The 23,693-nt window shown below is 72.7% G+C and carries 23 protein-coding genes; 12 read left to right on the forward strand and 11 right to left on the reverse strand.

Annotation, left to right across the window (positions count from 1 at the left end; all coding sequences use genetic code 11):
• The 4 genes from CCL05_RS10615 to CCL05_RS10635 all read right to left on the reverse strand — a co-directional run.
• Positions 1-996, reverse strand: a 996-nt coding sequence (locus CCL05_RS10615) for a GNAT family N-acetyltransferase (protein WP_208641450.1), incomplete at its 3' end; no start/stop codon positions are given.
• Positions 997-1,776: 780 nt separating this feature from the next.
• Positions 1,777-2,466, reverse strand: coding sequence for a hypothetical protein (locus tag CCL05_RS10625; protein WP_086560281.1), 690 nt, complete (start codon positions 2,464-2,466; stop codon positions 1,777-1,779).
• 71 nt (positions 2,467-2,537) lie between these two features.
• Complete coding sequence (locus CCL05_RS10630) at positions 2,538-3,596, reverse strand: LLM class flavin-dependent oxidoreductase (RefSeq protein ID WP_086560282.1); 1,059 nt, start codon at positions 3,594-3,596, stop codon at positions 2,538-2,540.
• Positions 3,596-4,102, reverse strand: coding sequence for an SRPBCC family protein (locus tag CCL05_RS10635; protein WP_086560263.1), 507 nt, complete (start codon positions 4,100-4,102; stop codon positions 3,596-3,598). The genes CCL05_RS10630 and CCL05_RS10635 overlap by 1 nt, the downstream gene beginning before the upstream one ends.
• Before the next feature lie 324 nt (positions 4,103-4,426).
• Here CCL05_RS10635 and CCL05_RS10640 point away from each other — a divergent pair, with 324 nt between their 5' ends.
• Entirely contained in the window at positions 4,427-5,779 is a 1,353-nt protein-coding gene (locus tag CCL05_RS10640) for a diacylglycerol/lipid kinase family protein (RefSeq protein ID WP_086560264.1), read from the forward strand.
• Between the two features lie 38 nt (positions 5,780-5,817).
• Here the strand turns inward: CCL05_RS10640 and CCL05_RS10645 are convergent, their stop codons facing one another.
• Positions 5,818-7,083: a serine hydrolase domain-containing protein gene (locus CCL05_RS10645; protein WP_086560265.1), complete on the reverse strand. Its 1,266-nt coding sequence runs from the start codon at positions 7,081-7,083 to the stop codon at positions 5,818-5,820.
• A 293-nt stretch (positions 7,084-7,376) separates the two neighbouring features.
• On the opposite strand from CCL05_RS10645, the gene CCL05_RS10650 reads away from it, so the two are divergent.
• Both CCL05_RS10650 and CCL05_RS10655 read left to right on the forward strand, forming a co-directional pair.
• Positions 7,377-8,624 (forward strand): sensor histidine kinase, encoded by a 1,248-nt coding sequence (locus CCL05_RS10650; protein WP_143589867.1) that lies wholly within the window; start codon positions 7,377-7,379, stop codon positions 8,622-8,624.
• Positions 8,621-9,346 (forward strand): response regulator, encoded by a 726-nt coding sequence (locus tag CCL05_RS10655; RefSeq protein ID WP_167409540.1) that lies wholly within the window; start codon positions 8,621-8,623, stop codon positions 9,344-9,346. The genes CCL05_RS10650 and CCL05_RS10655 overlap by 4 nt, the downstream gene beginning before the upstream one ends.
• A gap of 13 nt (positions 9,347-9,359) precedes the next feature.
• Here CCL05_RS10655 and CCL05_RS10660 read toward each other — a convergent pair whose 3' ends face one another.
• From CCL05_RS10660 to CCL05_RS45170, 3 genes are all read right to left on the reverse strand, one after another.
• Positions 9,360-9,689: an antibiotic biosynthesis monooxygenase family protein gene (locus tag CCL05_RS10660; protein WP_086560267.1), complete on the reverse strand. Its 330-nt coding sequence runs from the start codon at positions 9,687-9,689 to the stop codon at positions 9,360-9,362.
• A gap of 84 nt (positions 9,690-9,773) precedes the next feature.
• Entirely contained in the window at positions 9,774-10,646 is an 873-nt protein-coding gene (locus tag CCL05_RS10665; protein WP_086560268.1) for an SCO4651 family lipoprotein, read from the reverse strand.
• A 91-nt stretch (positions 10,647-10,737) separates the two neighbouring features.
• Positions 10,738-10,884 carry a hypothetical protein gene (locus CCL05_RS45170; RefSeq protein ID WP_167409541.1) on the reverse strand — a complete coding sequence of 49 codons (147 nt, stop codon included), beginning with the start codon at positions 10,882-10,884 and terminating at the stop codon, positions 10,738-10,740.
• 138 nt (positions 10,885-11,022) lie between these two features.
• Between CCL05_RS45170 and CCL05_RS10670 the strand changes: the two genes are divergently transcribed.
• From CCL05_RS10670 to CCL05_RS10680, 3 genes are all read left to right on the forward strand, one after another.
• On the forward strand, positions 11,023-11,451 hold the full coding sequence (locus CCL05_RS10670; RefSeq protein WP_086560269.1) for a hypothetical protein: 429 nt from the start codon (positions 11,023-11,025) through the stop codon (positions 11,449-11,451).
• A 240-nt stretch (positions 11,452-11,691) separates the two neighbouring features.
• Positions 11,692-13,332 carry a phosphoglucomutase (alpha-D-glucose-1,6-bisphosphate-dependent) gene (pgm, locus tag CCL05_RS10675; RefSeq protein WP_086560270.1) on the forward strand — a complete coding sequence of 547 codons (1,641 nt, stop codon included), beginning with the start codon at positions 11,692-11,694 and terminating at the stop codon, positions 13,330-13,332.
• A gap of 57 nt (positions 13,333-13,389) precedes the next feature.
• The gene (locus CCL05_RS10680) at positions 13,390-13,677 is read left to right on the forward strand and encodes a zinc-ribbon domain-containing protein (protein ID WP_086560271.1); all 288 of its coding nucleotides are present in this window, start codon (positions 13,390-13,392) and stop codon (positions 13,675-13,677) included.
• Positions 13,678-13,709: 32 nt separating this feature from the next.
• On the opposite strand, the gene CCL05_RS10685 is transcribed toward CCL05_RS10680, so the two are convergent.
• On the reverse strand, positions 13,710-14,435 hold the full coding sequence (locus CCL05_RS10685; RefSeq protein ID WP_086560284.1) for an ArsR/SmtB family transcription factor: 726 nt from the start codon (positions 14,433-14,435) through the stop codon (positions 13,710-13,712).
• A 66-nt stretch (positions 14,436-14,501) separates the two neighbouring features.
• Here CCL05_RS10685 and CCL05_RS10690 point away from each other — a divergent pair, with 66 nt between their 5' ends.
• The 4 genes from CCL05_RS10690 (at position 14,502) to CCL05_RS10705 (ending at position 18,279) form a co-directional block, all read left to right on the forward strand.
• Positions 14,502-15,131, forward strand: a complete 630-nt coding sequence (locus CCL05_RS10690; protein WP_086560272.1) for a flavin reductase family protein — start codon at positions 14,502-14,504, stop codon at positions 15,129-15,131.
• A 140-nt stretch (positions 15,132-15,271) separates the two neighbouring features.
• Complete coding sequence (locus CCL05_RS10695; protein WP_086560273.1) at positions 15,272-15,754, forward strand: SRPBCC family protein; 483 nt, start codon at positions 15,272-15,274, stop codon at positions 15,752-15,754.
• Between the two features lie 258 nt (positions 15,755-16,012).
• Positions 16,013-17,020, forward strand: coding sequence for a trypsin-like serine peptidase (locus CCL05_RS10700; RefSeq protein WP_086560274.1), 1,008 nt, complete (start codon positions 16,013-16,015; stop codon positions 17,018-17,020).
• A gap of 116 nt (positions 17,021-17,136) precedes the next feature.
• On the forward strand, positions 17,137-18,279 hold the full coding sequence (locus CCL05_RS10705) for an NADAR family protein (protein WP_086560275.1): 1,143 nt from the start codon (positions 17,137-17,139) through the stop codon (positions 18,277-18,279).
• 19 nt (positions 18,280-18,298) lie between these two features.
• Here CCL05_RS10705 and CCL05_RS10710 read toward each other — a convergent pair whose 3' ends face one another.
• The gene (locus tag CCL05_RS10710; protein WP_086560276.1) at positions 18,299-19,162 is read right to left on the reverse strand and encodes an LLM class flavin-dependent oxidoreductase; all 864 of its coding nucleotides are present in this window, start codon (positions 19,160-19,162) and stop codon (positions 18,299-18,301) included.
• A gap of 150 nt (positions 19,163-19,312) precedes the next feature.
• On the opposite strand from CCL05_RS10710, the gene CCL05_RS10715 reads away from it, so the two are divergent.
• Positions 19,313-20,872, forward strand: a complete 1,560-nt coding sequence (locus CCL05_RS10715; protein ID WP_086560277.1) for a cytochrome P450 — start codon at positions 19,313-19,315, stop codon at positions 20,870-20,872.
• Between the two features lie 171 nt (positions 20,873-21,043).
• A complete protein-coding gene (locus CCL05_RS10720) occupies positions 21,044-22,285 on the forward strand; it encodes a glycosyltransferase (protein ID WP_086560278.1) in 1,242 nt (413 codons plus the stop codon).
• Between the two features lie 53 nt (positions 22,286-22,338).
• On the opposite strand, the gene CCL05_RS10725 is transcribed toward CCL05_RS10720, so the two are convergent.
• Positions 22,339-23,367 carry a LacI family DNA-binding transcriptional regulator gene (locus tag CCL05_RS10725; RefSeq protein ID WP_086560279.1) on the reverse strand — a complete coding sequence of 343 codons (1,029 nt, stop codon included), beginning with the start codon at positions 23,365-23,367 and terminating at the stop codon, positions 22,339-22,341.
• Positions 23,368-23,693 lie beyond the last annotated feature (326 nt).

Below are 23,693 nucleotides of genomic sequence, written 5' to 3' on the forward strand. Positions count from 1 at the left end.
CACCCAGTGGGCGGCCCCGCCCGGCACCGGCCGGACCACCACCCCCTCGTACACCCGCAGGTCGCCGGTCTTGAGCGACTCCTTGTAGCGGGCCGGACCGCTCCCCAGGTCGACCGTCTCGACACCGTCGGCCGCCGCGGCCTGAAGCATCCTCAGCTGGAGCACGAGGCCGGGGGAGTACTTGGCGTAGGCGCGGTCGTACGCCGGGAACCACCAGGACAGCACCGTGCGCGAGCGCAGACCGAAGTGCGCGGCCACGGGCCGGTCCGCCGCGTACAGCACGGACAGCACGCCACGGCACTCCGGTTCCTCGCTCCGGCCGAGCAGCCCCACCAGCCCGGTGATCCACTCCTGGGCGAACCGGTCGCGCCGGCCGGTCCGCCGGTACTGCGCCGACTTCCACTCCATCAGAGCCCGCAGGGCGCCCGGGTCCCGGGCGTCGTACGCGAACCGCACCTCGCCGACCTGCCGGGCCAGCCTGCGCTCCTTGGCCAGGGTCTGTCTGAGGAAGCCCGGCGACTTCGCGCGCAGCCGCTGCGTGTACCGCTCGAACCCCTCGACGAGGTCGACGACCGGGGACGCGAGTTCCTCGACGGCGTGCGGCACGAACACCCCCTGGCCGGCTTCGAGGTTGTCGAACTCCCAGGACGACAGCGCGCAGGACCTCAGTAACCGGCGGGCGTCGAGCCGGATCCCGGGGCGCAGCACGGCCCCCTGGCTGTCGGACACGCCGAGCCCGATGGCCCGGCCCTGCCCCAGGGGCCCCTTCTCGTACGGGAAGAACCCGACCGGGGAACCGTCGTCCTGCAACACCGCCACTCTGGCCCCGGGCCTGACCTGCCCCACCGCCGTGGTGAACCCCGGGTCGAGAAAAGGGTTCGCCGGGGCACCGGACTCCGTCCGTATCTCCCGCCACATCTTCTGGTCGGACGGGCTCAGTTCGTCCGGCTTCAGAATCAGAACACGCTTTCCGGGCAACTCCGCCTCCCGTGTCATCGGCATGGGGACACACGAAGGCCTGCACATCACCGCGTACCGGCACCAGGCAGTACTCGGGCCGCACGGCGCAGGCCCTGGTCGGTACTGCCGTCACTCAGCAGCGAAACGTCTGCAGCTCAACGGCGTTCTTGGCGGCTGGGGCCACCCCCGGACGCCGGCCCGTTCCCGCCGCCCGGACGTCCGTAGCACTCCGGTCCACCACGGACGCGCCGGTCACCACGGCGCCCGCCCGGGCCGCTCCCGCCGTCCTCGGCGCCCGTGCCGCCGGCTGCCGGACCGACGGCTCCTCCTCGCACGGACAGGGCTCTCCGGCCCCCTCGGCTCCGGCTCCCTCGGTGCCCGCCCTTTCGGCTCCCGCCCTTTCGGCTCCCGCCCTTTCGGCGCCGGCCCTTTGGGACCCGGCGTCCCAAGTCGCTCCGGGCCCCGCCGTGTCCACCGCCGCCGTGACCGCCGTCTCCGCCGTGCGCCCGCCCGGCGCGAGCCCCGGGACGACGAGATGCAGCAACAGCAGGCAGGCCACCAGGCCCACCGCCGCTGCCCATCGTCGCCGCACCATCAGACCCCTGACCTGTGTCTCGGCGGGGGAGGACGGAACGATTCGGCCCGAGGGGGCGGAGCCGGACCACACCCCCGACACGGCCGGCTGCGCCTTCCAGTAGGCCGAGCGCATCCGGCCTCGTCAAGCCCTTGTGAGCCGATTCGCCCCGCTCGGCCAATTGCTGCCGAATTCCGACGGAAAGCGCTGTCGGCGCTCACCCGCTCTCCCGTGGCGCCGGGTCAGTGGCCGCCCGGCACCCTCAGCACCTCGCCCGCCTTCGGGGCCCGGATGTCGAGCGGCTCGTCGAAGGCGCTGAACGAGGTGGTGGTGTGCTGTGCGGCGCTCTTGTAGACCGTCCTGAGCAGATACGGCTTGCCCTCGGCCGCCACGTAGAAGGTGTACGTCCCCTTCTTGTCCGCCTTGTCGGTCACGATCAGCTCGACGGCCTTCGTGCCCTCGACGCGGGTGGAGCCGCCCTTGCGTGCCGTGCCGAACGAGTCGAAGGGCCGTTCGCAGGAGGCGAGACCGTCACCGCCCCGGCGGGCCGGGTCCACCGGCGTCCTCACCCACAGGTTCTGCTCGCCGGTGAGGCCCGGATAGTTCTTCCACTTCCGCAAGTAGGCCCGGTCCGGCCGGACGTAGTCCGTCCCGCCGAGCCGGATCTGCTCCAGCGTGCCGCCCCCGGACCAGGTGGTCCTGGATCTGCACCGGCTGTCGAGGTCGGTCACGAGGCGGTTGGTGACCGAACCGCCGCTCGTCGTGCGGTTGGTGATGTCGACGGTGACCGAGTTCAGCTTCCGCATCGTCGCGTTGGCCTCGTCGAGGATGTCGCCCGCGGACTTCTCCTCGCCGGTGCCGCCGGCGCCGCACCCGGACAGCGCGGCACCCGCCAGCAGGCACGCGAGCGCGGTCGCCGTCACGGTACCCATGGCCCGCATGGAGCCCCCCTGTTGTTCACGTCGTCAGATGATCGGCAAGGGAGCCTACCTGCCTGCCGCGTTCAGGCGGTGCCGCCGACCTCACGGACCAACTCGATGGCCCGGCCCAGGGTGTCGAGCCGGTCCTGAAGGGTCTCGCCGGCCGGATAGAGACGGACCGTGTCCACTCCGGCGTCCCGCCAGACGCGCAGCCGCCGCCGCACCATCTCCTCCGTGCCGATGAGCGTCGTGGCCAGCACCATCTCGTCGGTGACCAGACCGGCCGCACCGTCCCGGTCGCCCGCCTGCCAGCGCTCCCGCACCTGAGCCGCGACCTCGGCCCAGCCCTGCCGGCTGTAGGCCCGGTTGTAGAAGTTGGCCGACGCGGAGCCCATGCCACCCAGGCTGAAGGCGAGTTCCTTCTTCCGGCCCGCGACCATGGCGCCCAGCGCCTCCTCGTCCCGGGCGAACGCGACCTCGGCGCCCTGGCAGACGTCGAAGCCGGCGCGGTCGCGGCCGGCGGCGGCCAGCCCCTCGTCCAGCGGGGCGAAATAGGCGTCCGCCGCGCCCTCCGGGACGAAGCTGGTGCCGAGCCAGCCGTCCGCGATCTGCCCGGTCAGCCGCAGCATGGCGGGCGACAGCGCGGCCAGGTAGACGGGCACGGCGTGCTCGGCCCGCATCGACAGGCGCATCGGCACCGCCTCCCCGCCGGGCAGCGGAATCCTGAACTGCGAGCCGGAGTAGGAGATCTTGCCGCCCGCGAGCACCTGCCGCATGATCTCCACCGTCTCGCGCACGCGCGCCAGGGGACGGGCGAACGGCACCCCGTGCAGGCCCTCCATCACCTGCGGACCGGACGGGCCGAGACCGAGCAGGAAGCGCCCGCCGGACAGGTTGGACAGGGTGATCGCCGTCTGGGCGAGAGCGACCGGCGTGCGCGTCCCGACCTGCATGACCGCGGAGCCCAGCAGCATCCGTTCCGTGCGGGCCGCGTAGAAGCCCAGGGCGGACGGGGCGTCGGAGCCCCACGCCTCGGCCACCCAGCAGATGTCGAGCCCCAGCTTCTCGGCCTCGACGACGAAGTCGGCCTGCCGGGACCAGGGGCCGAGGCCCGAGGCCTCGACGGTCGTCGCCGTCCGCATCAGGCCTCCGCCCACTGCCGAATGCACTCCAGCGCGGCGGTCATGCCGCGCTCGAACTCCCGCAACCTCACGAACACGATCTTCTGCTCCTTCTCCGGCATGGCGTCGATCGCGAAGGAGAGCCCGGAGCGACCGGGCCCCATGCGCATCCACTGCGACAGCCTGGTCCCGCCGTTCCCGGGCGCCAGCACGAACCGCCAGACGGCACTGGGTTCGTCCGGATCCCCGACCGCCCAGGAGAACACCCGGCCGGGCTCGCACGCGACGACCGTGGAGGTCGTCTCCCACTCGCCGAACGCCTCGTGCTGGTTCCGCCCGACGAACCGGGCTCCGACCACGGGAGAGGTGGCCCCGTCGACCCACCGCACCGACTGCAACTCCTCGCTCATCTCGGGCATCCGCGTCACGTCCGACACCAGCGCCCACACCCGCTCCGGCGGGGCGGCGATCCATGTACTCACCTCGACCGTCGGTCCGTCCGCGTACCGCGCGCCCGTCCACTCCATCGCGTGCCGGCCTCCTCGTCGACAGGAACTGTGGCAGGCAGCAGAGTTGCGTAATGAGACTCACAAGGTCAAGGGGGAGTGTGCATCCATTGCCGGCAGCGGCGGCGCGGGCGGGCGCCGACGTGCCCCGGTGCGCGGAATCGCGCTCGCGGGGCCGCGTACGCTACCGATGGCTCCGCCCCGGAAGACCGTCACGTCTGACGCGCCCGACGGCGGGGGAGCCATCACAGAGGGCAGTGGCCGTGCCGATCCGTCGGCGGGCACCATGTTTCACGGCCGGGCGCGGTCTGGAAGGTCCGCCCGCGCCTTCGAGCGGAGGAACACATGGGATCGGCGATGAGCGAGCGGTGTCACCGCCGGCAGAGATGGGCGGCCAGGGGAGCCCTGGCCTCGGTGGCGCTGGCGGCGTTGCTCCCCCTCCTCACCGGCGGTCTGAAGGGACTGCTGCTGCTCGCGGCCGGCCTGGCGGGACTCGCCCTGACCGCGGCCGCGCTCTGGTGGGTCCTGTCCCGCCGGGGACCGGCCCGCACGGGCGCGGCCGCACTGGCCGTCGTCGCCCCGGTCGCCGTCATCACCCTCTTCGCGACGGCGAATCTGCTCTGGGTGGTCTTCGCGTCCCTGGTGCTGTGGTGCCTCGCGGTCTGGAGCGGCCGCTACGCCCTGCGCAGCACGGGCCTGCGGCCGGTACGGGTCAAGGAGTACCGCACGCCGCCGCCGAAACGCCCCTTCCTCCTGCTCAACCCCCGTTCCGGCGGCGGCAAGGTCGCGAAGTTCGGCCTCCGGGAGAAGGCCGAGGCGCTGGGCGCCCGGGTCGTCCTCCTCGACGCGGACCAGCACCAGGACGTCACCGCCCTCGCCAAGGCCGCCGTGGCCGACGGAGCCGATCTGCTCGGAGTCGCGGGCGGCGACGGCACACAGGCTCTGGTCGCCGCCGTCGCGGCGGAACACGGCCTGCCGTTCCTCGTCATCTCGGCCGGCACGCGCAACCACTTCGCCATGGACCTGGGCCTGGACCGCGACGATCCGTCCACGTGCCTCGACGCCCTCACCGACGGCGTCGAACTCCGCGTCGACCTCGGCTTCGCCGCCGGGCGTCCCTTCGTCAACAACGCGTCGTTCGGCGTGTACGGGGCCGTCGTCCAGAGCCCGGGCTACCGCGAGGACAAGGTGGGCGCGGCGCTGGACCGGCTGCCCGAACTGCTCACCCGGCAGAGCGGCCCGCGGCTGACGGCCGGCGCCGACGGCACCACCATCGCGGACCCGCAGGCCGTGCTGGTGAGCAACAACCCGTACCGCATGGACGATCCGTTCGGCTTCGGCCGGCGCGAGCGGCTCGACTCCGGAAAGCTGGGCGTGCTCGCCGTCCGCGTCGACAGCGCCGTGGAAGCGGCCGAACTCCTGCTGGCCCCGCGCCCGGAGGGCCTCACCGTGCTCACCGCCCAGCAGGTGGTCGTCGAGGCCGACGCCCCGGACCTGGAGGTCGGCCTCGACGGCGAGGCACTCACCCTGCCCGCCCCCGTCCACTGCCGCATCGCCCGCCGGGCCCTGCGCGTCCGGGTGCCCCGCAACCGCCCCGGGGTCCCCGAGGCGCCACCCCGCCTGGACTGGCGCCGCCTTCGCAAACTGGCGGCGGCGGTCGGCCGTACCGCCGCACCCTCGCGCTCCTGGCGCACCTGAGCACGGGCCCGCCCGCCGTCCGCAGGGGAGCACCCCGATCACTCCGACGCAGGCGGGACTTCGCGAACCCCCTCTCGCCCCCGTTCGCGGCACAACGCGTTCCCCACCAGCCGCATCCCCGCCCGGTGCTGCCGCAGCGTGTCCTCGACGGAGGTGGCCCACCCGGTGGACATCGAGGCGGTGACGGCGACCCGGCCGTCCTCGCTCACCGCGTCGCGGCTCATGTAGCCGATCTCGTCCCCGCCGTGGCCCCAGGACCAGCCGCCGCACGGCAGTCTGGTCTTCAGCAGCCCGAGTCCGTACCGCGCGCCCGGGTACGGCAGCTGGAACGCGTCGTTCAACGGGACCGTGCGTTTCATCTCCCTGAGCTGCGCGGGCCGCAGGACCTTGCCGCCGAGCAGGTCGCGGAAGAACTGGTTGAGATCGGCCGTGGTGCCGATGAGGCCGCCGGAGGCGTTGGGGTCCTGGTACAGGGTCACGTCCACGAGCTTCGGTTCGGTGGCGAACCGCTGATAGCCGCGCGCGTGCGGCTCCCGGAGGCCGGGGGAGTCGCCCGGGTAGTAGGTGTGCCGCAGCCCGAGGGGCTTCAGCAGCCGGTCGCGCACCTGGTCGTGCCAGGTGCGGCCGGTGGCCTTCTCGATGACCATGCCGAGCAGGACGTAGCCGACGTTCGAGTAGCTCCAGCCCGTGCCGGGCCGGAAGTCCGGGCGGTGCCGCATGGCCCGTTCGACCAGCTGCTCGGGCGTGAACGGGTGGAAGCGGACCTCGCGGTACTCCTTCGCGGTCTCGATGCCGGGGTAGTCGTCGTGGATGCCGCTGGTGTGCTGGAGCAGCTGGCGCAGGGTGATCTTCCGGCCGTCGTTGCCGTTGCCGCGCACCACGCCCGGCAGCCATGTCTCGACGGTGTCGTCCAGCGCCACCGTCCGCTCTCCGACGAGCTGGAGCACGACGGCGGCCACGAAGGTCTTGGTGTTGCTCGCGATCCGGAAGTAGCCGGCGGCGGGCACGGGACGGCCCGTACGGAGGTCGGCGGTGCCGCTCGTCACGGTGCCGGGGCCGTACCGGCCACCGCTCACCCGGGCCTGGACGCCGATGGCACCGCTGTCGCGTACGGCGTCGGCATCGCGCTGGAACGGTGTGTGCCGTGCGGCGGCCGAGGCGGAACCGTCGCCCGGGCTCACCCGCGGGACGGCTTGAATGACGGCCGGGGGCACGGCGACCGCCAAGGCGAGGGCGGCGGCGATCCCCAGGGTGACGCGGCGGCGGCGCGGCTGAGCGGGTCGCCGGGACAGGGTCGGTGACACGGAATCCTCCAGAGGTACGGACGCTGTGTGCGCAAGCACCACCGACGCTAGGAGCGGGGCCCTGGGCGGGCGTCGTCCGCCGGGAGGGGCCGGTGGGGCAACTTTCGTTTCGCGACCTGCGTCTTCCGGAAACGCCGGTCCTACGATGACGCGGAGCCGGGCAGCGGACACCGCGCGGCGAGCGGGGACGGGAGAGGGGAGCTGGCATGTCGGGGGGCTCGTGGCGGCGGCACACAACGGACGGGTCCTTACGGTCCGTTGGGAAGCCGGGCGGTTCCTCAGGGGCCGTACGGGTGCGGGCCGGATCCCTGCGGGCGTCCGCCGCCGCGCTGCGCCGCAGGCTCGCCGGGCGCCCCGCGGACGCGCTCGTCGTGGCCGTCCTCACGTGCGTCGCGGTGCTGCTCCGGCTGCACCAGCCGTTGCCCCACGGCGTCGGCCCGTCCGCCGCCGCCGTGGCACTGCTCGTCGGTTCGTGTCTGCCTCTGGTGTGGCGGCGTTCGCGTCCGGGTCCGGTGCTGGCCGCCACGGCGGCCTGCTATCTGACGGGTGAACTGCTCGACCCCGCCGGCGACAACGCCCAGGCCGTGTTCCTGGCCTGCTACTCGGTGGCACGACACACGCCCGCGCCCCGCAGCCTCCTCGCCCCCGTCGCGCTCACCACGGCGCTGCTCGCCCCGGAGGCGGCGGACGGCCGGCTGAACGTGTTCTCCTCGGCCGGCACAGCCGTCCCGCTCGGCCTCGCCGACTACCTGGTGGCCGCCGCGCTGGCCGCCGCCGTATGGCTGCTGGGCGCGTCACGGCGCCGGCTGTACGCGGACGCGGCGCGCCTGCGTGACCTGGCCGAACGGCTCCGCGCCGAGCAGCGGGTCAGTGCCCGGCGCGCGGTGGCGGCCGAACGGGCCCGGATCGCCCGCGATCTGCACGACCTGGTGGCGCACCACGTCAGCGCGATCGCCTTGCAGGCACACGCGGTCACCGTCGTCCTGCCGGACGACACGCGCGCCGCCGGCCAGGGGGTGGCGGCGATCAGCAAGGCGGCGGACACCGCGCTGGACGAGATGCGCGGCCTGGTCCACCTGCTCGCGGACCCGCCGCCGGAGAGCGACGCTGAAGGGGCGGGGGTCACGGCAGAGGGGGCGCCCCTCCCGCAGCCCTCGCTGCTTCATCTGGAACGGCTGACCGGAGAGTCCGAGGCGGCGGGCTGCCCGGTGACGCTCACGGTGACCGGGCCGGTCGCTCAGCTGCCGCCCGCCGTGCAGGTCTCGGCGTACCGCGTCGTCCAGGAGGCGCTGTCCAACGTACGCAAACACGCCGGCGCCGTCCCCGTACGCGTCGGACTGGCCTGCCGGGACGGCCGGTTGACCGTCACGGTGGAGAACGCCGCGCCCGCCCCGGACCACCGCCCGATGCCCGGGTCCGGGCTCGGGCTGATCGGCATGCGCGAGCGGGCCGCGCTGTTCGGCGGCACGCTCCGCGCGGAACCGGTCCCGGACGGCGGCTGGCGGGTCGTGGCCACGTTCCGGCCGGAGGACGGCCGATGACGCCGCCGGTGCGCGTGCTGACCGTGGACGACCAGGAGTTGGTCAGAACGGCGTTGCGGGCGATGCTGCGGCGCACGGACGTGGAGGTGGTGGGGGAGGCGGCGGACGGCGCGCGGGCCGTCGAGGCGGCGTACGAACTGCGCCCCGACGTGGTGCTGATGGACGTACGGATGCCCGGCATGACCGGCGTGGAGGCGACCGCGCGGATCCTGCAGGGCTGGCCGCACGAGGGGCCCCGTCCGCGCGTGCTGGTGCTGACCACGTTCGACCTCGACGAGTACGTGCACGCCGCGCTGCGGGCCGGGGCCAGCGGGTTCCTGCTGAAGAACACCACGCCGGAACTGCTGGTCGAGGCGATCGGAGTGGTCGCGGCCGGGGAGGCGATGCTCGCACCGACGGTCACACGGCGGCTGATCCGGGCGTTCTCCGACCTGCCGCCGCCCCTGATGTCCGGCGTGCGGCCCCGCCCGTCACCGGCCGGCGGGACGCCCGGCGGCCCGGGCGACCCGCTGGCCACGCTCACCCGTCGCGAACGGGATGTCGCGGAACTGGTCGCCCGCGGGCTCCCGAACGCGCGGATCGCCGGGTCACTCGGCCTCACCGAAGCCGGCGTGAAGAGCACCGTCAACCGCATCCTGACCAGGCTCGGACTGGAGAACCGCGTACAGATCGCGATCCTCGTCCTCGCGGCGGAACCCGATGCGGAAGACGGCGACGGCTAGAGGGACCTGTGGGTCAGGAGGAGCTCTTCGGCCCCGCCTGCTGCACGACCTCGAACGACCAGAGCGTCGAGTCGCTCGCCGCGGGCTTGGGGCGCTCGCCTCCCTCGCCACTGCCCTGGTGCGCGGCCTTCATCGGCCCTTCCATCCAGGCCTGGAACGACTCCTCGTCACGCCACCGGGTGTAGACGAGGTAGGTGTCGGTGCCCTCCACCGGGCGGAGCAGCTCGAACCACTCGAACCCGTCGGAGCTGTCCACGGTGTGCGCGCGGGAAGCGAACCGCTTCTCCAGCGTCTCCCGCTGCTCGGCGGGCACGGTCAGCACATTGATCTTGACTACGCTCATGACCCCATCTTGCCCGATGGCGCATCTGCGCAGGCTAAGGGCCTGACCATGCGCGCCCTGCGAACCGCGTGGGGTGAGCTCGGGTCAGCCCTGCTTCCTGCCCTGTTCGAGGGCCTTGCCGGTCATGTCGGTGACCTGTCCGGCCGGGGGCGCGTCCGCCTCCACCTCGGTGCCGAAGTCGGTGAAGTCCATGACCGTGCGCACCGTGACCCTCTGAGGCGAGGACGAGGCGTCGGTGGAGGACCGCTGCGTCGACCCCGGTGCGGCCTTGAGGGTCATGTCGATCTGCTGGCGGCGCATGCGGCCCTCTTCGTCGAGCCACACGTCCATCGGGAGCGTCGGGCCGACCTGCTGCCGCAGCGTGTCGCCGCCCGGCAGCTTCGCGACGTCGACGGAGACGCGGTACCGCGTGGTCTCGACGCCGTCGATCGTGGCCGTGCCCTTCCTGGTCACGTCCTCGTCGGTGATCGCTTTCGCGTACGCCGCGGACTGCGCCGGATCGCTCATGGACCGGTCGCCCGCGCCCTGCCGGGCGGAGACCTTCCCCAGGTCGATCCTGATCCAGGGCTTGCCGCCCGGCGCCTGCCCCTTCGGCATCTTCTGGTACAGCACCTGGTCGACCACGCGCTGCTCGATCCGCTGGCCCTGCACGGTGAGCGTCATGACGCTGTCACCGTCGTCCAGGTCCACGGCGCCCTGTCCGTTCGCGGTCTCCGACGCGCCCTTCGCCGAGGTCCGCACGTGCAGCCTCACCTTGGCGGTGTCCTCCTCGGCCGTCCTGTCGTAGGCGGAGCGCACCGCCTGCGTGCCCTGCTCCTGTGCGTTGCCCTGCGCCGAGGAACCCCGTGCGCCGTCACCCGTGCCGTCTTCGTCGCCGCAGCCGACCAGCACCGTGCCGGCCAGCACACCGGCGACGCCTAAGGCACAGACCTTCCTGCCGTTCCCTGCCCTGCCCATCGGACCAGCTCCTCTCAGGTGTGGTGCGACCCAAGTGCCCATGCCGGTCATGAACACACGCGTGGGTTCGAGGAGTTGGTTTCCGGGACGCTCAGCGGCGGCCGCGGAGCTTGCCCAGCAGCCGCTGGGCCTGGGCCCGGTTGCGAGGATCGGCGGCGGCCCGCCGTGCTTGCTCGACGGCCCGCCGCCCCTGCGGGCTCCGGGCGAACTGCTTGATGCGATTCAGGATGCCGGCCATGGTGCACTTCCCTCGTGTTCTGACGTCGTCTTGTCTGTAGCTCGTTTACCCCTCCGACGAGGGGCTCAGCCCTTGGCCGGCCCGGACGGTGCGCGACCGGACGTGTTTGCGGCGGGAGTCAGAGGCAAGTCGGAGTCCATGACCGAAGAGAACAAGCGCACGAATCAGAAGCCGACCACCATACGGGCGACGGAGTCCAAGGCCCGTCGTACGGCCGACAAGGCGACAGAGCCGACGACCCGGGCCGCGAAGCGCGCGACTACCAAGGCCGATGACGCGGCGTCAGCCGTCAAGGCCGGCGCCGAGCGCTCCGCCGAGACGGCGACGGCGGCCGTGCAGACCGCGGCCAAGGGCGTCGAGGCGGGCCGTCAGGCGGTCGTCGCGGCCTCCGGCCAGGTCGCCGCCACGGCGAAGACGGCCTGGACGGTGATCGCCCACCGCAAGGCCGTCGCCGCGGGCGTCGGGGCCGGGCTGACCGTCCTGAGCGCCGCGTCGTACGCGGTGGGACGCCGCGCGGAACGCCACACCTACGGCCCGCTCACGCGGCTCACCGGCGGGCGGATCTGACCCGAGGCGCGGGCGCCCGGCAGGACGCCCATCAGGCCGGAAGGCGGCGCGGCGCATCACCGGGTGTCCCGGTGGTACGCGGCGCCGCCTTCTCGTGGCGCACGGCCCGCTCCGGCGGTTCGCCGCGTGGTCTGGCGCACATCAGGCACTCACAGTGGTGCCCCTCTCGCGCGTCACGGCTGTGACGAGGAAGGATGAGAGCGCAAGCGAAGGATCACACCCATGTGGAGGAGCGGGCCCATGCAGCACGAGCGAGCGGGCAGTCCGGCCGGTCCCGAAGATCTCGTCGACGTCGCTCGGCTGGTCACCGCGTACTACGCGCTCCATCCCGACCTGGACGACCCCGGGCAGCGCGTCACGTTCGGGACCTCCGGACACCGCGGAACCTCACTGGCCGGCGCGTTCAACGACGACCACATCGCCGCGACCAGCCAGGCCATCTGCGAGTACCGCGCGGCCCAGGGCACCGACGGCCCGCTGTTCCTCGGCGCCGACACCCACGCCCTGTCGGAGCCCGCGCGGGTCACCGCGCTGGAGGTGTTCGCCGCCAACGAGGTGACGGTGCTGATCGACGAGGCGGACGGCTACACGCCGACCCCGGCCGTGTCGCACGCCATCCTCACCCACAACCGCGGCCGCACCACCGCTCTCGCGGACGGTGTCGTCGTCACCCCGTCCCACAACCCGCCCGCCGACGGAGGGTTCAAGTACAACCCGCCCAGCGGCGGCCCCGCCGCCTCCGACGCGACCTCCTGGATCCAGGACCGGGCGAACGAGATCATCCGCGGCGGCCTGAAGGACGTACGGCGCATCCCCCACGCCCGGGCCCTCGCCGCGGCAACCACCGGCCGCTACGACTTCCTGGGCACCTATGTCACCGACCTGCCCGGCGTCCTCGACCTGGACGCGATCCGCGCGGCCGGCGTGCGCATCGGGGCGGACCCGCTGGGCGGGGCGTCCGTCGCCTACTGGGGCCGGATCGCCGAACAGCACGGCCTCGACCTCACCGTGGTCAACCCGCACACCGACCCCACCTGGCGGTTCATGACGCTGGACTGGGACGGCAAGATCCGCATGGACTGCTCGTCGCCGTACGCGATGGCCTCGCTCATCGAGCAGCGCGACCGCTTCGACGTCGCCACCGGCAACGACGCCGACGCCGACCGGCACGGCATCGTCACCCCCGACGCGGGCCTGATGAACCCCAACCACTACCTCGCCGTCGCCATCTCCTACCTCTTCGCCCACCGCGACCGCTGGCCCGCCTCCGCCGGTGTCGGCAAGACCCTGGTGTCCTCCGCCATGATCGACCGGGTCGCCGCCGACCTGGGCCGCGAACTGAACGAGGTGCCCGTCGGGTTCAAGTGGTTCGTGGACGGGCTGGTCGGCGGCACCATCGGCTTCGGCGGGGAGGAGTCGGCCGGGGCGTCCTTCCTGCGCCGGGACGGCTCCGTGTGGACCACCGACAAGGACGGCATCATCCTGGCGCTGCTCGCCTCCGAGATCACGGCGGTCACCGGGAAGACCCCGTCGGAGCACTACGCCGCACTCACCGCCCGCTTCGGCGAACCGGCGTACGCGCGGATCGACGCCCCGGCGTCCCGCGAGGAGAAGGCCCTGCTCGGCAAGCTCTCCCCGGCCCAGGTCAGGGCGGACACCCTGGCCGGGGACGCGGTCACCGCGGTGCTCACCGAGGCCCCCGGCAACGGCGCGCCCATCGGCGGCATCAAGGTGACCACCGACAACGCGTGGTTCGCGGCCCGCCCCTCGGGCACGGAGGACGTCTACAAGATCTACGCAGAGTCGTTCCGCGGTCCCGACCACCTCCGCCAGGTCCAGGAGGAGGCCAGGACCGTGGTGCTGACGGCGCTTTCCAGCTGAGCACCGGCACGGGATACAGGACACTGGAGGAAGATCCGACCCGGGAAGGACCGTCACGTGATCATCTTCGGCACCAAGGGGTACCTGTACCAGCTGGCGATACTGACGCTGGTCTGCGGCCAGTGCGGCAACCCCGCCGCGCACACGCTCAGGAAGCGCGTCACGAAGTTCACGCTGTTCTTCGTGCCGCTGTTCCCGATCTCCACGAAGTACCTCACGCAGTGCACCTTCTGCGGTGCGGAACAGAAGGTGACCAAGGAACAGGCGGAGCAGTTGCAGGCCCAGAGCGCGAGCGGTGACGGCGGCCAGGCCTACGGGCAGCCGCAGCAGCAACACCGGTTCTGAGACCGGCCGGACCTCCCGGGGCGGAGAGGCGCTCAGCCGGTGCTGAGCGCCTCGTCCGCCAGACCCAGGTGCCGCCGGAGGGCGTCGCGCCCCGGCTCCGTCAGCCGTACGACGCGGGAGCCGTCGCCGGGCACGAGCCAGGACGCCTCCAGCGCGCGGTGGAACAGGGCCGCGGCGACCGCGCCCGCCAGGTGCGGGCGCTGCTCCGTCCAGTCCAGGCAGGTCCGCACATGCGGACGCCCCGCCGCCCCCGCCGCCTCGTCCGCGATCCCGAGGCGGGCCAGCCATGCCGTGCCGGACGCGGTGAGCGCCGGGCCGGACTCCCAGGACAGCAGCTCCCGAGCGGTCATGGCATCGGTCATCGCCACGGCGAGGGAGCCGCCGAGATGGTCGTAGCAGACACGGGCGAAGCCGACGGCGCGGTGCCGGCGGGCGGCGGTGAGCGAACGGACCGGGACCAGCCGGCGAGGCGCTCGGGCCGCGAGCGCCTCGATCATCTCCGCGATGCCGGAGTCCGCCAGACGCACATAGCGGTGCCGCCCCCGGCGCTCCTGAGCCAGCAGACCGCCGTCCACCAGCCGGTTCAGATGGCTCGTCGCCGTGGACGGCGCGACACCGGCCAGGCGGGCCACCTCGGAGGCCGTCCAGGCACGGCCGTCGAGCAGGGCGAGGCAGATCGCGGCGCGCGTGGAATCGGCCAGCAGCGCCCCGAGCGAGGCGAGATCCGGTTCTTCGGCATGGACGTCGGGACTGGTCACCAGCCGATTGTCCCCGGCCGACACTTCGACGCGCGTCGAAACGTCCCGCCCGTAGCGTCCTGGGCCATGACGACCGACACCCACCGAGTGATCCGGCCGAGCGTCCTCTATTTCGGCACGCCCGTCGTGCTGCTGACCACCGAGAACGACGACGGCACCTGCAATCTCGCCCCGATCTCCTCCGCCTGGGCCCTGGGACAGCACATCGTCCTGGGCATCGGCAGCGAGAGCCGGACCGTGCGCAACCTCGCCGAGCGCCCGGAACTGGTGATCAACGTCGCCTCGCCCGAGTTGTGGGAGCACGTGGAACGCCTCGCACCGCTCACCGGGGCCGACCCGGTGCCCGAGGCCAAGCGGGCGCTGTACCGCTACGAGCCGGACAAGTTCGCCGCGGCCGGGCTCACCCCGGTCGCCGCCGATGTCGTGAAGCCGCCGCGCGTCGCCGAGTGCGCCCTCCAGCTGGAGGCACGGGCCGCCGCGCTGACGCCCGGCGGAGCGGGCCTCTTCTTCACCGTCGAGTGCGAGGTCCTGCGCGTCCACGCCGCCGACCGCGTCGTCGTACCCGGCACCCATCACATCGACCCGGCCGTCTGGAGCCCGCTCATCTACAACTTCCGCCACTACCACGGCCTGGCTCCCGAGGTCGGCCACGGCTTCCGCTCCGAGACGGCCAGGGCCGGCGCCCCCGCCGTCTGATGCGCCCGACCGTGCCTTTCCGGGGCGCCACCGAAGCGTGTGGCAACCGGAAGATCCCGGGTACTCGTCCGCCACGGGCCCGGACCTGTGTGTGGGCCGATGGGCCTCCAGCAGTCGATCAGGAAAACGGAGGCATACGGATGAGCACCGTCAAGGAAACCGTGGAAGTCGACGTCCCCGTCCACGCCGCGTACAACCAGTGGACCCAGTTCGAGGAGTTCCCGAACTTCATGGAGGGCGTCGAGGAAGTAAGGCAGCTCGACGACCGTCACAATCACTGGACCACCAAGATCGGCGGCGTACGGCGCGAGTTCGACACCGAGATCGTCGACCAGCTGCCCGACGAGCGCGTCACCTGGCGCACGACCAGCGGGGACACCCACCAGAAGGGCAGTGTCCGCTTCCAGCGCCTGGACGACACCCACACCCGGGTGGAGCTCGTGATGGACGTCGAGCCCAGCGGAGCCGTGGAAAAGGCCGGGGACATGCTCGGCGCGATCGACCGTCAGATCAAGGGCGACATGAAGCGCTTCAAGCAGTACATCGAGAAGCGCGGCGGCGAGTCCGGCGCATGGCGCGGCCGCATCCAGCCCGGCGGCGACACCGGCCCGACTCCCCTCTGACACCCAGGGCTCCGCTCTCCCGGACCCGGGCACAAAGGAACCCGGCCTCCACCACAGCACCGGTGGAGGCCGGGTTCCTTTTGTGCCCGGATCCGTGTCCCCGACGCGGGGAACCTGTGGCGTTTCGGTCATCTCGATGACATGCACCTGTCCAATTCGGTCTCCCGGTGGCACGCTGCCCTCTGGTTCGCAGTGACACCCCTGCCTGACCGGGTGGATGAGCCCCGCCACCCGGCCCCCACAGCAGAAGGAGACCGCGTGACAGGCACACTCCGTAGTCTTCGCTCCTCCGGCAGCGGCACCCCCGTTCGGCACAGCCTCCTCGGCGCACTCGCCGGCGTCGCCGCGCTGCTGGCGACCGGCGTCGCCGCCGCACCGGCGAGCGCCTCGCCCGACCCGGGGTCGGTGGCGCCCTCGGCGCGGGAACGCGCCCTCGCCTTCTGGACTCCGCAGCGGATGCGCGAGGCCACCCCGCTCGACGTCCTGTCCGTCGACCGCTCCGACGTACGGGCCTCGGCACCCCGCAAGGGCAAGGCCACCGTCGTGGCACCCAGTACGCCCGCCGCCGACCCCGGCCCCCTGGCGATCCCGAACGGCGGCGGCCCCTGGACCGGGGGCGGCGCGGTGACCAAGACCGCCGGGCGGGTGTTCTTCACCTACCAGGGCCGCACCGCCTCCTGCTCCGGCAACGCCGTCACCAGCGCGAACAAGAGCACCGTGATCACCGCCGGCCACTGCGTGAAACTGGAGGGGGCCTGGCACACCAACTGGGTGTTCGCTCCCGGCTACCACGACGGACAGACCCCGTACGGCACCTGGACGGCGTCCAAGACCCTCTCCACGCCGCAGTGGACCGCCAGTGAGGACATGAACTACGACATCGGCGCGGCCGTGGTCGCCCCGCTGGACGGAAAGAAGCTGACCGACGTCGTCGGCGGCCAGGGCCTGGCCTTCAACACCGGCTACAACAAGGCCATGTACGCCTTCGGCTTCCCGGCCGCCGCTCCCTACGACGGCCAGAAGTTCATCTACTGCAGCGGCACCACCTACCGGGACTTCCTGCTGTCCGGCGACCACGGTCTGACCTGCGACATGACCGGCGGCTCCAGTGGCGGCCCGTGGTTCACCCAGTTCGACGAGGCCACCGGGACCGGGCTTCAGTCCTCGGTGAACAGCTTCAAGTACAACTTCCTGCCCAACGCCATGTACGGCCCGTACTTCGGCGCGGACGCACAGAACCTGTACCAGAGCGCCCAGTCGTCCTGAGCCACCGGCCGGAACCGGGTCCTCCGCCCGGCGGTGGGGGAGGACCCGGCTTTCGGGCGTCGCAGCGCGGGCGGCAAACACGTTGCGCCGACCAGCGGTTCCGACAGAATGCCGGGATGATCGGCAACCGCATCACCTACCGCACGGCGGACGGCGTCCGCGTCCCCGGAACCTGGCGCCACGCCTTCATCCGCAACGGCGACTACTTCCTGACCGACTTGTTCGTCTACGCGGACGGGCTGATCGACTGCTGGGGTCTGGTCACCCTGGAGGAGTTCGCGGAGAAGCTGCGCCGCGGGTGGGTCGCCACAGAACTCCCCGACGGGGCGAGGGTGTCCGCCCACGAGCTGGCCGCGTGGCGGTTCAGCGAGCCGCGCACCTGGCTCACGCCCGAGCTCCTGCTGGCCGAGATCCGGGACACCATCGACCAGCTGAACGGACGCCCGGACTCGACGGACCGCTGCCTGGCCGCCGTCGACACGTTCCTCGCCGACCGGACCGAGGAGAACCGGGCCGCCGCCCGCGCCGCCTACCTGGCCATCCCCGAGACCCGACGCCACTACGCGCTCGGCGACATGGACCGCAAGGACTGGCCGCTCCAGGTCCTGGTGACCGGCCCGGGCGAGCACCTGGACGGCACCCCGCCCGGCCAGCCGGTCACGCGGGAGGAGTACGACGAGGCGATCGCCTACTTCGAGGACCGGGCGAAGTGGATCGCCGAACGGCCCGCACGAGTCCCGGCGGACGGGCCCGCGACACCGGTCGCCCCCGCGATCCACCTGTACGAGAGCTACTCCCGCACACCCTCGGACGACCCGGGCACGAAGGCCCTCCGCAACGACTTCCCCGCCCCCGTCCCGGCCGACGGCGTCACCTACCCCTCCGTCGCCCACGCGTACTGGGCCCTGTCCACCACGGACCCCGGCGCCCGGGCCGCCATCAGAGACGCGGACACCGTGTTCGCCGCCCGCAACACAGCAGCCGGCGCTCCCCGGCGCGACGGGTGGGACCAGGCGCGCACCGCCGTCATGACCGCCCTGCTGAGGGCCAAGTACACCCGGCACCCGGCCCTCGCCCGGATCCTCCTGGACACGCGGGACGCGACACTCGTCTACGACGACTCCGACTCCGGTTACTGGGGCGACAACGGCGGCCGTGGCCGGAACTGGACGGGCCGCCTCCTGGAACTCGTCCGTTCCGAAATCCGCGCCCGGCAGGCCGGAATCACCCTCCCGGAACCGGGCACCGCCGAGGGATGACCGACGGTGCGCCGATGGTTCAGCCGGTCGCCTCGGCGAGCAGCCCCACCTGCTCCAGCCCCGACGCCGCGGGCACGAAGATGAGCTCGTCACAGCCGGCCGCGGCGAACGCGTCTGCGTAAGACCTCACCATCTCCGCACTCACCGCGGCACTCGCCGCGACCTGCGCGGCGGCGTCGCCGAGGAAGGCGTAGTAGTGCTGGAGATAGCCGTCCGCGTGCGCCCGGGCATCCGGACCGAGCGCGAAGTACGCCAGCGCCAGCTTGCGCGGCGCGCCGGTACGCCCCGCCTCCTTCCACGCGGCATCGACGCCGGCCGAGGCCTGAGCGAACATCTCCGGCGTGCCACCGCCCATGATCCAGCCGTCGGCCAGCCGGGCCACCCGCCGGAAGCTGACCGGGCTCGACCCGCCCAGGACGAGCTCGGGACCGCCCTCGCGCACGGGTTCCGGCCCGATCGCACCGGCGAGCCCCCGCTCCTCGCCCGACCAGATGCGTTTCATCTCCGTCAGCTGTTCCTCCAGCCGGCGCCCCCTGCCCTCGGTGGACAGACCGCTCGCGGCGAAGTCGTCGTCACGCCCGCCCAGGCCCACACCGAGGACGAACCGCCCCCCGGAGAGCCGGTCGAGCGAGGCCGCCTGCTTCGCCAGCAGCGCGCTGTTCGTGTGGAGCGGCCCCAGCAGCACACTCGTCGTCAGCCGGATCCGGCTGGTGACCGCCGCGGCCGCACTCAGCGCGACCAGCTCCTCGTACCCGGCGTAGACCAGCCGCCCGATCGTCCCGAGCGTGCTGAACCCCGCCTCGTCGGCCCGCCGGGCCCACTCCACGAGAACCGGGCCCTCGGTCCCGGGAACCGTGTTGGGAAGGCCGATACCGATGTCCATGTCCGCCTCCGGTTTGTGAGAGGGAAGCGCCTACCCACCCGGTGCCGTGCGAACCGGATGTGACGCACTGATCACGGAGTGAGGGATTCCGCGACCGTGCGGTGGGCATGCATCGATCGATTGTCGCCCCCACAAGGAGTGAAACCGGTCATGAACGCTCCCGCGACGTCCCCCACCCGAACGGCCCCCGGATCCCTCCCTCTGCTCGGTCACGGCCTTCAACTCGCTCGCAGCCCCCTGCCCTTCATCAGCTCCCTGCGCGAGCACGGACCCGTGGTGCGCATCCGGATAGGCCCCACCCCGGCCTACGTCGTCACCGACCCCGCCCTGACCCGCAAGGTCCTGGTGACCGATGCCGCGCACTACGCGAAGGGCGGCAAGATCATCGATGCCCTGCGGGTCTTCTTCGGCGACGGGCTCGCCACGATCGCGGACGGCGACGCCCACCTGCGCAACCGGCGTCTGATGCAGCCCATGTTCAACAAGGCGCACATCGCCGGCCGCGGTGATGCCATGATCGAGCAGGTCGCGGCCATGGTCGGCGCGTGGCCCGAGGCGCGGCCGCGCGAGGTGTACGAGGACATGAACGAGGTCACGCTCGCGGCCTTCCTCGTCGCCCTGTTCGGCGCGGACCTGCCCGCACACCTGGAGGGCGAGTTCACCGCGCTGATGCCGGAGATCATGAAGGGGACGATCCGGCAGACCATCCTCCCGCCGTGGGTCACCCGGCTGCCGCTGCCCGCCAACCGGGCGCACGCCCAGCGCGTGGCCCGCCTGCGCGCTCTCATCGACCAGGCCATCGACCACCGCGCGAGCCGGGCGGCCGGCTCTTCCTCCAGCGCCGAAACGGCATCCGGCACGGACACGGCCCTCGGTGCCGAAGCGGCTTCCGGCGCCGAAGCGACCCCCGCTGCCGAAGCGGCCCCGGACGCCGCAGGATGCCCGCACGCGGCGGCAGCCCGTGAGCAGCAGACCGGCCTCTTCGACACCCTGCTGACCGCCGAGGACCCGCTGACCCGCCAGCAACTCCAGGACGAGGCCATCACCCTGCTGACCGGGGCCATCGAGACCACCGGAACCACACTGGCCTGGACGCTGTTCGAGATATCCCGTCATCCGCGCATCGAGCGGCGGCTGCGCGAGGAACTCGACACCGTCTGCGGGGACCGCCCCTTGCGCTACGGCGACCTCGATCACCTCCCGTATGCCCGCCAGGTGTTGCAGGAGGCCATCCGCAAGTACGGGCCGGCCTGGCTGGTGACCCGGACCGCCACCCGCGACATCGACCTGGGCGGCCACCTCGTCCCCCAGGGCGCCGACGTGGTCTGGAGTCCCTACCTCCACCAGCACGACCCCGACGTGTTCGCCGACCCCGCCGCCTTCGACCCGGACCGCTGGACACCCGAGAACGTGTCGGCCACCCGTGGCTCGTTCCTCGCCTTCGGCGACGGGCGCCGCAAGTGCATCGGGGAGAACTTCGCCTGGGCCGAACTCCAGATCATCCTCGCGACCATCCTGCGGACCTGGCAGTCCTTCGAACTCACCTCCCCGGCGCCCCGGCCCCAGGCCGTGGTCACGGTCAAGCCGGACCGCCTGACCATGGCGTTCCGCCGTCCGGCGGCACCCGCGCAGCCGACGAGCGACAGCCCGTCCCAGGAGGAGATCGTGCCGGAACCGGGGCCGGACACGCCCACCCCGTCCGGCAGTTGAGGCCACCGGCCGGCAGCGCGACCGGCACCCGTCCCGCCGGGGACACCGGCCGCCCCCTCCCGCTCACCAACCCGTTCGCCCCGCCGTCCGGCATCACCTGCACCGGCGATTCTCGGACGTCGGAGGACGTACACCGCGTGTCGCCCGCCTGGCCGGTCCACACTGGGACCCATGCGCGTGGTGATCATGACGGCGGGATCGCGCGGCGACGTCGCGCCGTACACCGGGCTGGGAGCGGGGCTGGCGCGGAGCGGGCACGAGGTCACACTCGTCACCCACGGCCTGTTCGAGCCGCTGGCCGCCGGTTCCGGAGTGCGGTTCCATCCGACCCCGGTCGACCCGCGCGCCGTGTCGCACTCCGACCGCGGCCGCAGCCTGCACGCCAGCACCACCGGGCTCGGCAAACTGCTGCGCGCGGCGTCGATGGCACGATCCGCGGCCGAGGAGATGACCGACGCCCTGGTCCAGGCAGCCCGCGGCGCGGACGCCGTCCTGGCCGCCGGTGCCGTGGCACCGCTGGGCCGCGCCATCGCCGAGGGCCTGGCCCTGCCCAGTCTGGGACTGTTCCTCCAACCCCAGCATCCGACGCGCGAGTTCGGCGCGCCCATGCTCGGCGGACGCTCGCTCGGCGCCGTGGGCAACCGCCTGGGCGGGGTGGCCGTCACCACCGCGGTCGACCGGGTCTTCACCGACGCCATGCGCCGGCTGCGCACCTCGCACGGCATGCCCCTGCCCGGGACGGCCGCACTCCGCCGGGCCCAGGAGCGAGCGCGGTGGCCCGTGCTGCACGGATTCAGCGAGCTGGTGGTGCCCCGCCCCCGGGACTGGCGGCCCGGACTGGACATCGCCGGGTACTGGTGGCCGTACGACACCCGCACGCTGCCCCGGGAGTTGGAGGAGTTCCTCGCCGCCGGACCCGCCCCGGTCTTCGTCGGGCTGGGCAGCGCCACCGTGCCCGACCCCGAGCGCCTCAGCGGCGAGATCGTGCGCGCCCTGCGGGCGGCGGGACTGCGCGGCGTGATCCAGCAGGGGTGGGCGGGCCTCGCCGCCGACGCCGACGATGTGATCACGGTCGGCGACGTACCGCACGCGCCGCTGTTTCCCCGCATGGCCGCCGTCGTCCACCACGCCGGGGCCGGCACCACCGCCGCCGTCCTGCGCGCGGGCGTCCCCACCGTGCCGGTGCCCGTACAGTTCGACGCCGGGTTCTGGGCGGCCCGCCTCGTCGCCCTGGGCACCGCTCCCGCCGCCGTCCCGCTGCGCCGCCTCACCGCCGAGGCCCTCGCCCCCGCCCTGCGCCGCGCCACGAGCGACCCCGCCCACCGCGACCGGGCCCAGGCCCTGGCACGCCGGCTGGCCCAGGAGGACGGCGTGGCACCGGTCGTGGCCGCGCTCGACCGGCTCGCCCCGTGACCGGTCACCCCCGCCCCATGACGGTCACCCTCGCCCCGTGACCGCTCACCGGCTCACGTCAGCGGCACCGTCGATCCCCTGATCACCACCCGGCAGGGCAGGGCCTCGACTCCCGACCGCCGTGTGCCGGCGATCGCCGTGAACAGGGCGTGCGCCGCGGCCCGGCCGACCTGTTCGAGGTTCATGTCGACACTGGTCAGCGGCGGCCGGGACGCCGACGTCAGGACCCGCCAGTTGTCGAAGCCCATCACCGCCACGTCCTCCGGCACCCGCCGACCGCGCTCGCGCAGCAGGTCCATGACGCCCCGGGCGATCTGGTCGCTGCCGCACAGCACGGCGTCCACCTCCGGGTGCCGGTCGAGCAGCATCGCGGTGGCCGCCCGCCCCCAGCCCTCCGACCACGCCCCGAACCCCGGCTCGCCGACCAGCGTCAGACCGGCGTCGGCGAGCGCGGCCCGGGCACCCTCGGCGCGCTCCCGCGCCGCGGCGTACCCGGGATCACCGGTGATGTGCGCGATCCGGGTACGGCCGCAAGCCAGCAGATGGTCCACCGCGAGGCGGCCCGCGCCGACGCTGTCCGGGACGATGGAGAGATCCTCCGGATCCTCCGACGGCGCGTACGCGTAGACGACGGGGACGGGCAGCTCGCGCCCCAGGGACGGACGCGGATCGGTCCGGCTGCCGACCACGATGAGGCCGTCGACCCGGCGGCCCAGCAACGCGCGGACATGGTGCTGTTCGCGGATCGCGTCCCCCCGGGCGTCGCACAGGAACACCGCGACCTCGCCCGCTCCGAAGGCGTCCTCGGCGCCCATCAGTATCGGGATGCTGAACCGGCCCTCCAGGTCGCTGGTGAGCAGCCCCACCGTGCCCGTCCGCCCCGCCAGCAGGCCCCGGGCCACCTGGTTGGGCCGGAACGCCAGCCGCTCGGCCGCCTCGACGACCCGCTGTCTGGTCTCCGCCCGCACCTGGCTGCGGCCGTTGAGCGCCTTGGACGCCGTGGCGATCGACACACCCGCCAGCCGGGCGACATCGCTGAGCGTGGCCGGCTGCGAACGAGCGGGGCCGGTGGCCTCTGCCATGAGAGTTCTCCTGTCTCGTCTCGTGTCACACACTACGCGCGAAGGTTTTCGGTCAGGAGGCTTTCAGCGGTTTCGGCGATTCGCCAAGAACCGTCTGGTGACAGGGGATTGACGGGTAGTGAGTCGCGTCCTAGCGTCTCTGAAAGCCTTTTCTGTTTCTTTCCGTCGCTCAGCTCAGTGCCACCACAGCCATCGTCCCGACCGGCAGGCCCGCGCACGGCCCGCCGCGACACCAGGGGGATCGAACATGGGGAGCACGGCCGGACCACGTCGACACCTGCGCCGCCTTGTCACCGGCATCACCGCGCTGCTCGCCGCCGCGAGCC

Origin of the sequence: Streptomyces africanus (assembly GCF_002150735.1) — a bacterium.
Classification (GTDB): domain Bacteria; phylum Actinomycetota; class Actinomycetes; order Streptomycetales; family Streptomycetaceae; genus Streptomyces; species Streptomyces africanus.